Source organism: Frigoribacterium sp. Leaf8, assembly GCF_001421165.1.
In the GTDB taxonomy this organism is placed as follows: domain Bacteria; phylum Actinomycetota; class Actinomycetes; order Actinomycetales; family Microbacteriaceae; genus Frigoribacterium.
In genome coordinates, this window is sequence record NZ_LMKB01000005.1 from 1,346,827 (window position 1) to 1,359,978 (window position 13,152).

Consider the following 13,152-nt stretch of genomic DNA (forward strand, 5'->3'; position numbering starts at 1 on the left):
GGTGGTGCCGGTGGCCGAGCCGGTGGAGCCGGCGTCGGTCGCGCCTCCTGCGGGGGTGCCGGTCGTGGTGCCGGTGCTCGACGAGTCGCCCAGCACCGAGATCGCGTTGCCGCCGACCGTGACCGGCAGGGTCACGTCGACGAGGGCCTGGGTGCCCGAGCCGATCGCGTCGTCGCCCGACGTGGCGGCAGGTGCCGCCGGTGCCGGTGCCGCGGGGGCCGCGGCCTGGACGGGAGCGGCCGTGCCGGCCGAGTCGCCCAGCACCGAGACCGCGTTGCCACCGACGCTGACCGGCACGTCGATCGAGACGATGCCCTGGCTGCCCGAGAGCACGCCCGAGTCGCCGCTCGTCGTCGTGACGGGCGCGGCGGGCGCGGCGGGTGCAGCGGGTGCCGCAGCCGGAGCGGCGGGTGCCGCAGCCGGAGCGGCAGGGGCGACAGGCGCCCCAGGGGCCGGCGCGGTGCTGCTCGAGTCGCCGAGGACGCTGACCGCGTTGCCGAGCGCCGAGACCGGAGCCTCGACGACGGCGCCGACCTGGGTGCCCGAGAGCAGCCCGTCGTCGCCGGTGGTGGTCGCCGCGTTCGCGGCGGTGGTTCCGAGGGCCCAGATGCCCCCGATGAAGAGCGCTCCCATGAGCCCTCTCGAGACGTACGTGTTCATGGTCTTCTCCAAGAGATGAGGTGTGTGGCGCCGCGGAGTCGCGGCGGGGTCGCTGATGTCGCCGGCAGCCGGGAGGCTGCAGGGGCGACGCGACCGGCCTCAGTCGGGGGAAGAGTCGGTGTCGTACGCAGGCGTCGACGGGAGGTCGTCGTCGCCGTCCGCGGACCCCGCCGAGACGGCGAGTCCGGGAAGCAGGGAGGCGCGGGTCGCGTCGAGCGCGACGGCACCGCCGGCCGCTCCGCCGCCCGAGGCCTGACCGTTCGCGCTTCCGCCGGTGCCCGAGGGCAGGGCGGGCGTGCCGTGGTCGTCACCGGCAGGAAGCGGTGCGGGGCCGGGGGTGGGCGCCAGGGGTGCGCTGGCCGCGTCGGCCGACGAGGACGGACCCGAGGCGATCTGCGCCCGCAGGATGCCGACCGCGTCGGTCGATGCGGTCGTGCCGGACACGTCGGACGCGTCGGCCACCGCGGCGACGGCGAGCTCGTCGGCGGCGACGACTCCGAGGCCGTCGGCTCCGCCGACGTCCGCGTCCGCCCCGGCGGGCACGTCGCCCGCGGGGACCGTGACGCCCGGTCGGGGCGTGACGCCCCCGGGCACGACCGGCGGGAGCACGGGGGCGGCGGGGGCCGCAGCCGAGTCGCCGACGGCGGTCAGACCCTCGTCGACGACGCCGGTCAGCGGATCGGTCACGGTCGAGACGGGCGCCGGGCCGGTGACGGCAGGCACCACGGGGACGGACGCGACGACCTGGTCCACGGTCTGCGCGACGGGCGCGACGACCGACGAGACCGGTGCGGCGGCTGCGACCTGCTGCACGACCTGGGGCACCACGGGGGCGGCGGCCTGCACGACCTGCTGCACCGGGGGTGCGACGGCCGTGGCCTGGACGGCGACGCCCGTGACCTGTGACACCGCGCCTCCTGCGGTCTGACCGACGGCGGCCACGGGGGCGTCGAGCGATCCGGCGACCTGGCCGACGGCCGAGGTGACGCCGCCGAGGAGGGACGACGGGGCCTCGTCGGCCGAGGCCGACGGGGACGAGAAGGCGAGTCCGAGACCGACCATGCCGATCGCGGCGAGACCCGAGAAGCCGAGGAGGCGCACGAGACGGAGCGGGGCGGGTCGCCTCGTCGTCGTCTCGGCCGTCTGATCCACGGCGTACCTTCTTCGGTCGCATCTCACCGGGGTGGTGGGTCCCGGCGTCGGGGTCGTGCCCCTCATCGCGCTGGTGAGACGCGATGTGCCGTCTTTTCTACGCCGACGACGCCGGATTGTCCATGAGCCTGTCTCAGATGTACCCCGATCGCCTCGACGACGCGTCGGCGAGGGACGGCTCAGACCAGCTCGAGGTCCCAGGAGGGCGGCACGTAGACGGAGCCCCACCCGGCGCGCAGGCGCGTGATCGCCCGGTCGAACGACTCCACGACGTCCATGTCACGTCGGACCATGGACTGCAGCTGCAGTCCCTCGTAGAGGGCGATCAACTGCTCGGCACCCCTGGCCGGCTGCATCGTGTCGGGCTCGCGCCCGAGCTCGACGTCCTGCGCGAGCGAGCTGTGGATCAACCGGTAGAACTGCTGCCACTGGTCGTGCAACAGCGGCGCCAGCGGGTGGCCGGGGGTCGCCGCGACGTTGACGGTGGCACTCAGCAAGCGCATCAACGCGGGTTCGGCGGCGTTCGCGGCGACGATCGCGCGCAGCAGGGCGATCGTGCCGTGCGTCCGGGCGAGGGGGAGCAGCGGCCGGGTGCGGCGGCCGACCCAGAGGTCGACGGTCGCCAGGACCAGGCCGTTCCAGTGGGTGAACTCGTCGCTCACGGTCTTGACGGGCAGATCGGCGGCTCGGGCGACCAACTCGAACGACGCCTCGTGGAAGGCGTGCTCGGTGAAGACGCGCATGGCCGCCTCGACGATGGCGATGCGTCGCTCGACGGCGGCGGACGGGGCTCCGAACGGGGTGGCGGGGGTGGTCGTCGTGGCTGTCGGGGCGTCCGACGACTCGGGGTGGGTCTCGTGGATCACGCATCGACGTTACGGACCGCGCGGCGCACGAGTCGACGCCCAGTCCGGGGTACACGGGTGCCGCTGCGTCGGTCGCGTCGCCGGATGACACGTCAAGGATTGAGTTCTCAGGGAGACCCGCGTATACCTCAGGTAACGGGGAACGCCCGCACGAACCGATCACGTGTGTCCAGGTGCCTCCTCTTCCCAGTCAGGTGGCGCCATGCCCCGTTCGACGTCCCCTTCCCTCCTCGCCCGCTCGGGGCTCGTCCTCGGCGTCGCCGCCGCCCTCACGGTGGCCTCGGCCCTCCCCGCGAGCGCCGCGAACGTCATCGACGGCCCCGTCGACCTCGGGTCGGCCCGCAGCTACGCCGTGCTCGCCTCCTCGACGGTCACCAACACCGGCCCCAGCGTGGTGAACGGCGACGTCGGCCTCAGCCCCGGCTCCTCGGTCACCGGGTTCGACGCCGGTGGCCCCGGCGTGATCGTCGGGGGCGTGCAGCACGTGGCCGACGAACCCGCGCGGCTCGCGCAGCAGGACCTCACCTCGGCCTACGACGTGGCCGCGGCCCTCACCCCGCAGGAGAGCAACGTCGTCGACCTGGCCGGTCGGTCGCTGTCGCCCGGCGTCTACTCGGGGGACGCGGTGCAGCTCACCGAGAACGGCAGCCTCGCGTTCGCCGGCTCCGATCGGTCGGTCTGGGTCATCCAGGCCGCCAGCACCCTGACCATCGGCGCGAACACGACCATGACCTTCTCCCAGGGCGCCAGCGCGTGCAACGTCTTCTGGCAGGTCGGCAGCTCGGCCACCCTCCTCGCCGACGCGGACTTCCGCGGGACCATCCTCGCGCAGGAGTCCATCACCGCGACGACGGGTGCGACCGTCGTCGGACGGCTCCTCGCCCGCACCGGCGCCGTGACGCTCGACACCAACACCCTCACCGTGCCCGCGGCCTGCCCCACGGTCGGCACGCCGTCCGAGACCGTCGCACCGACCATCACGTCGGGCAGTCCGACGGCCGCGACCGAGGGCACCCCGTACTCGTTCACCGTCACGGCGACCGGTGCCCCGGCCCCGACCTTCACCGTCACCACCGGCACCCTGCCGGCCGGCCTCACGCTGAACGACACCACCGGCGAGATCTCGGGCACCCCGACCACCCCCGGCGACACCACCGTCACCATCACGGCCGACAACGGCACGACGCCGCCCGACACCGCGGACTACACGATCACGGTCACCCCGGCCGACGTCGTCACGCCGCCCCCGGGCGACGGCGGCACCCCTCCCGGCACCGTGACTCCCCCCGGCGCGACCACGCCTCCCGGGACGACCACGCCGCCCGGGACGACCACGCCGTCGACCCCGGCCGTCCCCGTCTCCGACCGGAACGGCACCGGCCCCCGCGGCGACCTCGCCTACACGGGTGCGGACACCACGCTGCCGGTGATCGGCGCCGGCCTGGTCCTGCTCCTCGGTGCCGCCCTCGTCACCGTCACCGCCATCCGACGCCGCCGCCTCGCCCGGTCCTGACCGGCGGGTCCACCGGAGGCGCCTCGCTCGACCGACCCGCGCCTCCTGACCGAGGCCCCGGGCCCGGATCCCCGGGCCCGGGTCCCCGGACGCCGGACGCCGGTCGACGGCCGCCGGTCGACGTTCACCGGCCGGCCGCGTACCGCGCGCTCACCTCGGCCGCCGTCGAGGCGACGTCGAGGACCGTCGTGTCGTCGAGGTCGCCCCGGAAGTGCTTGCTGGTCGGCGGCGAGGGCCAGGGCGCGTTCACCGCGTCGTAGCCGATCCGCCAGTAGCCTCGGGCGTTCTCGGCCGCCGCCTGGGACGACGACCCGACCGGTGCGCCGTCCACGTAGAGCGTCATGCCCGAGGAGTCCAGGGTCGCCGTCGCGAGGTGCCACGCACCGTCGGTGTACGTCGACGGGCTCTGCAGGGTGAAGTACCCGCCGCTGTAGACGCCGAAGATCAGCGTGCCCCGGTCGGTCAGGTAGAGGTGACGGTCGTACTGTCCCGACGCGCCCGCCTGGCTGTTCCCGAAGCCGATCAGCTTGCCGCCCGTCGTCGTGGTCGTGCGGAACCAGGTCTCGACGGTGAAGACCTGGGGGCCGTCGACGTTCAGCCCCGTCGTGACCTGACCGTCCACGCCGTCGAGCCTCAGGAACGGGCCGTCACCGGGGGCGCACGTGCCGCCCGTGATCGTGGCCCCGGGGGTGAGGGTGCCCGGTCGTCCGTTGCCGCTGCTGTCGCGCGCGGTCGTGCCGACCCCGTCGTTGAACTGGTAGGCGAATCGCGCCTGCGCCGCGACCGGGCGGTCGAGGCAGGCGAACCGCGAGGTGGCGAGCACGGTCGAGGTCGAGGTCGTGGCCGAGAACGCCGCGTGGCTCGAGCCGACGACGAGGAACAGCACGGCCACCCCGGCCACCACGGTGAGGGCGACGCCCGAGACCCGGGCCGCGCGCGACCGCCCCGACGGCTGCGTGGGCGCACGGTGACGGGACGGGGCGAGGGGGTCGACGACGTCCTCGCTGGTCGGCTCGAGCCGCATCGCCGCGAGCAGGAGCAGCACGACGAGGGACACGACGAGCACGCCCACGACGCGGTCGCCGCCGTGCCAGAGCATCGGCGACCCGATGGACGGCACGAGCAGGACCCCGACGCCGTGCACGGCCTCGGCGGCGACGGGGCTCGAGTCGACCTCGGCGTTCGCGTCGCCCTTGAGTCGCAACGACCCGTCGTCGGTCGTGTCGACCAGACGGTGCAGCCGCAGCTCCCCGGCCCGGTCCGGATCGTCGACGAGCAGCACCTGCCCCGCGTCGAGGTCGGTCGTGTCGACGGGCATCGCCACGACCACGTCCCCGGCGGCGATCGCGGGCGACATCGACCCCGTGACCACGGTCGTGGGCGACCAGCCCCAGAGGGCCGGGACGGCCGCCCAGAGCAGGAGGCACACGGCCGTCGTCAGGACGACCCGCGCGATCGTCGCCAGGCACAGCGCACCCCAGAACGACAGGTCGGAGCGGACCTGCGGGGTGGTGGCGGCGGGGGCCGCGAGGGTCGTCATGTCGGCGTGTTCCGGCTCGGGCGTCGTCTCCCGCGTCAGCGGGTCTGGGCCTCCCAGGTGAAGGCGATCGCCGCGCGCGAGTCCTGACCGGTGTTCGGCGTCGACTGGCTGAGCGCGTACGTGAACTTGAACGAGCGCGACTCGGCGGCCGTCCCGTCCGGTGACCAGGTCGGGGCGCCGGTCGCGTAGCCGGTCCGCTGGCTGGCGAAGTCGGCGAGGGTGCCCGAGAAGACCTGCGCACCCTGGCTCGCCGGGGTGAAGCCGTCACACGAGGCGCTGGAGGCGCCCGATCCCTGTTGGATCGTCAGGTCGAGGAAGGACGAGAGCGAGTTGGTCGTGGTCGCCGCGGTGCCGTAGAGCCGGACCGACGAGGGCAGGCTGCCCGTCGAGGTGACCGTGATGCACCTCGTGCCGGTGTCACCGGGCATCAGGCCCGAGGCCGAGAACAGGGCGACGTCGGAATCGTCGTCCGTGAGCTGCACGGTGCCGGTCGACCAGTTGCTCGTCGGGTTCGAGGTGGTGGCCGAGAAGGCCGAGTACGACGCCGTCGAGATGATGGCGCCGGAGGCGATGACGGCGACGGGCACGGCGGCCCAGCGGGCACGGCGGGTCCAGCGGGCGCGGCGGAGCGATCGGGACATGTCGGGGAGTCCTTCGGGTGGGGGGCGCCGAGGCCCCCGTGGTGCCTGTCGGGAGGGGGCTGTGACGTCTCGGCACGGTGCCGATGGGGCGACGGTACCGAGGGATCGTCGACTCGGTAAGGGGCGTCGTGTCCCCAGTCAGGGGGAACCCCCTGTACCCCGCCGGGGCGTACCGGCCGGAGGTCAGCGTCCGCGGCCGGCCAGCAGCGCGTGCAGCAGGGGCACCGCCGAGGTGGCCATGAGCACCGTGCCGACCACGTCGTCCCCGCTTCGCAGGACGGCCCCCGCGATCAGCAGGGCGGCGAAGAGCACGGCCGAGACCACCCGCCGGGCGGTCCGCTCGATGCGGGTCAACTGGCGCTCGATCCGGGGGCTGCCCACCTCGAGCGTGCCGTCCTCGAGGCGCGTGACGAGGTGGTCGAGTCGGCCGGGCAGACGCACGGCCACCGTGGCGGCGTCGAGGGTGCGGCGCGTGACGTCCTGCACCGCGTTGCCGCGTTCGTCGCGGATCAGCTGGGCCGCGTAGGGCTCGACCGAGTCCCACAGGTTGAACGCCGGGTCGAGCGCGCTGGCGACCCCCGAGGTCAGCGTCATCGCCCGCAGCACGAGCAGGAAGTCCTCGGGCAGCTGGAACGGCAACGACCGGATGAGGTCGCCGAACTGCCCGGCGAACTCGCGGTACTCCCGCGGGTCGACCTGCCGGAGTTCGGCGAACCCCATGCCGCCGAACCGGGCGAAGGTGGCGGTCACGGCCCGCTCGAGCCCGAGAGTGTCGGCGCTCGGCAGAAGGACGCCGAGGTCGCGCATGGCGTTCACCATGCCCGAACCGTCACGCGAGGCCGCCGCGATCAGCAGCTTGCGCAAGCCCGTCCGGGTGCCCGTCGGCACCTCGCCCATCATGCCGAAGTCGATGAAGGTGAGCTTCCACGGTCGCTGCCCGTCGACCGCGTCGGGCACGGGCGTGACGAAGATGTTGCCGGGATGCGGGTCGGCGTGGAAGAACCCGTGGGTGAAGAGCTGGTCGAACATCACCGCGGCGAAGACGGGGGCGACCTCGGCGGGGTCGATGCCGGCGGCGGCGAGCGCGTCGACGTCGGAGATCTTGATGGCCGAGACGTCGTCCAGCACGAGGACGCGACGCGTGGTGCGCTCCCACACGACGTCGGGCACGCTCACCCGGTCGTCGTCGGCGAAGTCGGCGGCGAAGCGGGCCGAGTTGGCGGCCTCGTTGAGGTAGTCGATCTCTTCGAGGCTGGTGCGCGCGAACTCCTCGACGAGGGCGGGGGCGTCGACCCGGTCCGACACCAGCCGGACGTGGCTGAGCCAGCCGCCGACGCGGCGGAGTGCGGCGAGGTCGACGTCGACCACGGCGTCGATGCCGGGCCGCTGCACCTTGAGCACGACGTCCGTGAGGCCCGTGTCGGCGGCGTCGACGGGCCCGAGCGTCGCCCGATGCGCCTGGCCGAGCGAGGCGGCGGCGATGGGCGACTCGGCGACGGTGGCGAAGACCTGCCCGAGGGGTCGGCCCAGCTCGGCCTCGGCCAGGGCGCGGATGCCCGAGAAGGGCACGGGCGTGACCTCGTCCTGCAGCCCCTCGAGCTCTTTGGTGATCTCGGGCGGCAGCACGTCGAGGCGGGACGACAGGTACTGGCCGACCTTGATCATCAGACCGCCGAGGTCGAGGGCCAGGGCGTGGAAGCCCCGAGCGAAGCGCCGCATGCGCCGGGCACGCGTGCGCTCCGCGAGCCGCCGCAGGCCGAAGCGGGGCAGGACGAGTTCGAACCACCAGGTGACGGCGAGGTGCCGCGACGCGAACCGCAGGATGCGACGGTAGCGCGCGCGACCGGCCCGGTCACGCACCGGAGGACTGGACGCGGAGGGGTCGGTCGACGCCACCCTCGTCAGTCTCGGGCGAGGATCGAGTAGATGCGACGACGGGCCTCGTCGAGCACCGCCACCGCCTCGTCGACCTGCTCGGGCGAGCCCGTCCGGCCGACCTGCGCCGTGGCGCGGGCCAGCTCGACGCCGGCCTTGGGCAGGGCGCGGAACCGGTCGCCGGTGGCGGAGCGCTCGGGCTCCCACGGAGCCGACGGGTCGACCCCGGCGGCGGCGCGACCGGCCTCGGTGAGCGAGTAGACCTTGCGGCCGTCGGTCTCCTCCGCGGCGACGAGCCCCTCGTCGGAGAGCAACTGCAGGGTCGGGTACACGGACCCGGCGCTGGGCTTCCAGTCGCCGCCGCTGCGCTCGTCGATCTCGCGGATGATCTGGTAGCCGTGCATGGGGCGTTCGGCCAGCAGCGCGAGGATCGCGGCCCGCACCTCGCCCCGCGGGGCACGGGTGCCCTCGCGGCGGTCGAAGGTCGAGCGGAGCTGCTCCATGGCCTGCCACATGCCGTCGAGGCCGGTGCCGAAGCCGAAGGTGCCGGGTGCTGACGTGCTGCTCATGGTGTTCTCCTTCTCGAGGGTGGAACGGGGTCGAACGATACCCGGACGATATACCCCCACGGGTGGCCCGTCAGGGCTGACGCCCAGGCAGGAGGCGCGGCCGCCGAGATCCCGAACGGTCCTGTTCTGGGGGTCCCCACGCACTCGTTCGGGGGGTTCGGGCGACCGGGCGAGGGTGGTTGAGTTCCATTCGTGGGTATGAACCCCCACCGACGGCGCGTTGCCGTCACCTCTCCGGCGTTCCCCGACGTCCGCCGGCGAGCCCTGCTGCCTCGGCGTTCCCCGACGTCCGCCGAGGCGGCAGGACCTCCGTCGTTCCCCGACGTCCGACGGAGTCGTACGTCCCTCGGTGACGGTCCGCGCCTCCGAGATCCCTGGAGTCCGCCATGCCCTCGTTCCCGACCCGCCGCCTCGCGGCGACCGCCGCCGCCGCGGCCCTGCTGTTCACCGTCCTGGTGACCGCCCCCGCCCAGGCCGCGACCCCGTCGCCCGCCCCGGCCGCCACCGTCCCCACCACGACGGCCGCCGCCTCGACGGCCACGTCGGGCGTCTCGGCCGACCTGTCCGGCGACATGATGACGGTGCCCGCGGCGCCCCTGCTGAGGGCCCAGACCGACGACGACGTGTCGCCGACGACCGGGGTGACGGACCACCCGGTGTACGTCAGCGTCGCGGCGGCGACGGCCGCGACCTCGGACGACTCCCCCACGCCTCCCGACGACGCCTCGATCCGGGCCGCCGTGACGCAGCTGCACGACTACTGGTGGGCGGAGTCGGGTCACACCGTGAACGTGACGCTCGCCGGCATCGAGACCCGGTCGCTCGACCAGGCGTCGTGCGTCCCGGCCACGGTGCTCAACACGGTCCACACCTCGGCCTTCGGCGGACGGTTCGCCCGGTACGCGTGGGCCGGCACGAACGAGCACCTGATCGTCCTGAGCCGCGAGACCTGCGGGACGACGGCGACCGCGTTCGGCACGGTCGGCGGCGACGGCGGCGAGGTCTTCAGCTCGTACGGAGCGGGCAGCACGCTGGGCGTCCCCGTGCTGCTGCACGAGTTCGGCCACAACCTCGGCTTCGGCCACGCCGGTGCCGGCATGTGCCGCAGCACGACGTCGTTCGACGGGGCCGCGAGCGACTACCGGTACGCCACGTCGACCGACTCCCCCGCCACCTGCCCCGTGCTCGAGTACGGGGACTTCCTCGACATCATGGGCTACTCGGTCTCGTCGTCCCGCCCCCACCTGTCGTCCGTCCAGCGGGTCCGCGCCGGTTACCTGACCGACGTCACCACGCTCAGCGGGGCGGGCACGACCCGCCAGGTCACCGTCGCGTCGCTCGACGGTGCCGCGAAGGGCCGCGCCGTCAAGGTGGTCGACCCGGTCAGCGGTCAGGACTACTACGTCGAGTACCGCACCGCGACCGGGACGGACGCCACCAGCCCGGAGTTCGGCGGACGTTCTCCGTCCTGCGCCCTCGTCGGATCGGGCTTCACGCGCTGCGCGCTCACCAGCGACAAGACGACCGGCAGCGTTCGGGTGCTCCGACCCCTCACCCTCGCGGGCAGCACGGTGTCGACCGTCGCCCTGGCGGTCGGCCTCGACGCCGGGCGCGACCCCAGCCGTCGCGACACGCACCTCGACGCGGGCGAGTCGTTCACCAGCGCGAACGGCGGGTTCACGGTGTCGGTCCGCTCGATGACCCCGTCGGGCGGAGCGGTCCTCGACGTGAGCCTCGCCGGGGGGTCCGCCAAGGTGCCCGCCTCCGCTCCGGCCCCGACCCTGTCGGCCCCGGCGCCCGCGACCGCACCCGCGACGACGACCAGTCGCCTGAGCGTCGACCGCACCCGCCAGACCCACGGCTCGAGCACCCCGATCACGACGACCACCCAGGTCGTCGCGTCGGACGGCTCGGCCCCGAGCGGGACGGTGACGCTCCGGGACGGCACGGCCGTCGTCGGCAGCACGAAGGTCGGGTCCGACGGGCGCGCCACGGTGACCCTGCCGGGGACGACCGCGGCGGGCACCCACCAGCTGCGCGCCTCCTTCGTCCCTGCCACGACGACGCAGTCCGGCTCGGACTCGGCGGTCGTCGGAGTGACCGTCGACAAGGCCTCCTCGTCCAGCGCGCTGACCCGCGGGACGACGGCGATCACCAAGAACAAGGCGGCGACGGTCACGGTCACGGTGTCGGCCCCCGGCGTCCCCCGCCCCACCGGCACCGTGACCGTGACCTCGGGCGGCAGGACCGTCGGCACCGCCACCGTCTCGGCCGACGGAGCAGGACGCGTCACCGTGCCGGTGGGGACCTTCACCCGCGGGGGCACGTACGTCTTGTCCGCGTCGTACGCCGGGTCGGGCAACGTGTCGGCCAGCGTCTCGAAGCGGATGATCGTCGTCCTGCGCTGACGAGCGCGGCGCCGAGTCCTCGGCGCCGGGTCCGCGACCCGGGCGCCGGAGCGTCAGGAGGCGCGGGTCGCGACCACAGAGGGGCGGTGCGTCATGGCCCGGGACCGTGACGCACCGCCCGGCCCGACAGGAAGAGCTGTCGGGCGGCCGGGCCTTCTCAGGAGCCCGGCGGCCTGCCGGCGGCTACCGCGGAGTCACCGTGATCGAGTCGAGCTCGGCGAATCCGGTGCCCCCGGCGAAGTTCGGAGAACCCTTCGCCAGACGGATCACGTTGACCCCGGCCTTGAGCGTGACGGGTGTGGCCGCCGAGGTGGCGAACCGCCCCCAGCCACCCGTCGGTGCGTACGACACCGTCGAGAACGCACCACCGTTGAAGGCGAGGCCCTGCGTCGACGTCGTTGCGCCTCCGTTCGCGTAGCGGGTCGTCAACGAGTAGCTGCCGGCCGTCGGCACCTCGACCACGAAATCGACGAACGAGTTCGACCGGCCGTCACCCAGACCGTCGATGCGACCCACGTAGCCGGAGTTGGACGCCGAGGACGACGACAGGATCGACGCGTTGACCACCGTCGCGTTCTCGGCCTCGTAGGTCTGCTGGTAGCTCGTGGCCGGGCCCGAGGCGGGCGTGACGACCACCTGGTAGGCGCCGAGGTAGTCCTGGTTCGGGATGGGGACGGTGACGGCCCCGTTCACGACGGCGACGGTGGTACTCGACAGCTGGGTCGGGGCAGCGACGTTCGCCATGCGTCCCGAGCGCGGCGTGTAGTTCACCGTCACCCTGACCTGCGACCCGAGAGCGGCCAGTCCCTTGACCTGTACGGCGTTGTCACCGAACGTCCCGCCGAACGCGACGTTGACGATCCCGCGTGTCGAGTCGTACGAGGCGAACCCGTCGAGATCGCCCGAGGGCGTCACGTCGACCATGGAGCCCGCCATCTCGCCGTACCACTTGTAGAGCCAGTACGACCCGGTCGGAGCGTTGTTCCAGACGAGTCCCCCGACCGTCCCGGATTCGTACCAGTACGCGCGTTCGGCGTCCTTGATGCCGGTGCGCTCGAACTGCGCGATGAAGTGGGCCGCGACGCTGGGGGTGTCGACCTGGTTCGGCGAACCGTATTCGTTGATCGAGATCGGACGCGGGCTGATGCCGAGGTCACGCTCGATCGATCGGTAGTCGGCCACGTGCTCGTCGACGTCGGCCCACCCGCCGTCGTCCAGTTCGTGCCAGACGACGACGTCCGGCAGGGTGCCGTCGGCCTTCGCCCTGGCCATGAACTCGCGCATGCGGTCGGGGTAGTAGCGGCTGTAGCTCGGACCCACGATCGGCGTCACCGTGTCCTGCAGCTTCACCTGGCGGTAGGTCCGGGTCCACCCGTCCAGGAACGGGCCCGCCTTCGCGGTGTCCCAGGTGCCGTCGGGCTCGTTCCACAGCTCCCAGCCGTTGATGTTCGTCGTGCCCGCCGCGGCGACCCGGGCCCCGACCATCGTGTCGATCTTCTGCGTCCAGTCCTGCCAGCTGATCCAGCGGTACGGGAAGTCCGGGTAGACGTCGGGCATGCGGGCGTACGACTGTGCACCGTCGCGGGTGAACGCGTTCGCCGTCTTCAGCACGTCGCCGGTCGGCACGGTGGCACCGTTGCCGAGCTGCTGCACGCCGGGAGCGGGCTGCGTGTGCTGCTTCAGCCGCAACGGCGTCAGCAGACCAGGGGCCGGCGTCGTGTCGGACGCCACGGCGTACAGCCCCCCGGCTCCGACGTGGGTGACGGGCCTGATGCTCGTCGAGGCGTCGACGACGAGCGTGTTGCCCGCCGCTTCTGCGGGTGCCGCCGGTGCGACGAGCGCCGCGAGGACCGCCGTCGCCGCCAGCAGTCCCGTCGTGATCTTCGTTCGGTTCACAGAGAAGCTCCTTTGCTTTCTTCGAGGGATGG

At 73.3% G+C, this 13,152-nt stretch carries 10 protein-coding genes; 2 read left to right on the top strand and 8 right to left on the bottom strand.

Annotation, left to right across the window (positions count from 1 at the left end):
* The 3 genes from ASL10_RS10980 to ASL10_RS10990 all read right to left on the bottom strand — a co-directional run.
* Positions 1–660, bottom strand: a 660-nt coding sequence (locus tag ASL10_RS10980) for a chaplin family protein (protein WP_200922589.1), incomplete at its 3' end; no start/stop codon positions are given.
* 99 nt (positions 661–759) lie between these two features.
* Positions 760–1,812 (bottom strand): hypothetical protein, encoded by a 1,053-nt coding sequence (locus ASL10_RS10985; RefSeq protein WP_056047106.1) that lies wholly within the window; start codon positions 1,810–1,812, stop codon positions 760–762.
* A gap of 179 nt (positions 1,813–1,991) precedes the next feature.
* Entirely contained in the window at positions 1,992–2,678 is a 687-nt protein-coding gene (locus ASL10_RS10990; RefSeq protein ID WP_056047111.1) for a TetR/AcrR family transcriptional regulator, read from the bottom strand.
* A 202-nt stretch (positions 2,679–2,880) separates the two neighbouring features.
* Between ASL10_RS10990 and ASL10_RS10995 the strand changes: the two genes are divergently transcribed.
* Entirely contained in the window at positions 2,881–4,191 is a 1,311-nt protein-coding gene (locus tag ASL10_RS10995; protein WP_056047114.1) for an ice-binding family protein, read from the top strand.
* Between the two features lie 124 nt (positions 4,192–4,315).
* Here the strand turns inward: ASL10_RS10995 and ASL10_RS11000 are convergent, their stop codons facing one another.
* The 4 genes from ASL10_RS11000 to ASL10_RS11015 all read right to left on the bottom strand — a co-directional run bounded on the left by ASL10_RS11000 (position 4,316) and on the right by ASL10_RS11015 (position 8,816).
* The gene (locus ASL10_RS11000; RefSeq protein ID WP_056047116.1) at positions 4,316–5,731 is read right to left on the bottom strand and encodes a LamG-like jellyroll fold domain-containing protein; all 1,416 of its coding nucleotides are present in this window, start codon (positions 5,729–5,731) and stop codon (positions 4,316–4,318) included.
* A gap of 35 nt (positions 5,732–5,766) precedes the next feature.
* Positions 5,767–6,372 carry a hypothetical protein gene (locus ASL10_RS11005; RefSeq protein WP_056047117.1) on the bottom strand — a complete coding sequence of 202 codons (606 nt, stop codon included), beginning with the start codon at positions 6,370–6,372 and terminating at the stop codon, positions 5,767–5,769.
* Positions 6,373–6,555: 183 nt separating this feature from the next.
* On the bottom strand, positions 6,556–8,232 hold the full coding sequence (locus ASL10_RS11010; RefSeq protein WP_235452687.1) for an AarF/ABC1/UbiB kinase family protein: 1,677 nt from the start codon (positions 8,230–8,232) through the stop codon (positions 6,556–6,558).
* Positions 8,233–8,273: 41 nt separating this feature from the next.
* Positions 8,274–8,816, bottom strand: a complete 543-nt coding sequence (locus ASL10_RS11015) for a PadR family transcriptional regulator (protein ID WP_056047119.1) — start codon at positions 8,814–8,816, stop codon at positions 8,274–8,276.
* Positions 8,817–9,202: 386 nt separating this feature from the next.
* On the opposite strand from ASL10_RS11015, the gene ASL10_RS11020 reads away from it, so the two are divergent.
* Positions 9,203–11,224, top strand: coding sequence for an Ig-like domain repeat protein (locus tag ASL10_RS11020; protein WP_056047120.1), 2,022 nt, complete (start codon positions 9,203–9,205; stop codon positions 11,222–11,224).
* Between the two features lie 183 nt (positions 11,225–11,407).
* Here ASL10_RS11020 and ASL10_RS11025 read toward each other — a convergent pair whose 3' ends face one another.
* Positions 11,408–13,120 carry a CBM35 domain-containing protein gene (locus tag ASL10_RS11025; RefSeq protein ID WP_235452688.1) on the bottom strand — a complete coding sequence of 571 codons (1,713 nt, stop codon included), beginning with the start codon at positions 13,118–13,120 and terminating at the stop codon, positions 11,408–11,410.
* Positions 13,121–13,152: the final 32 nt, after the last annotated feature.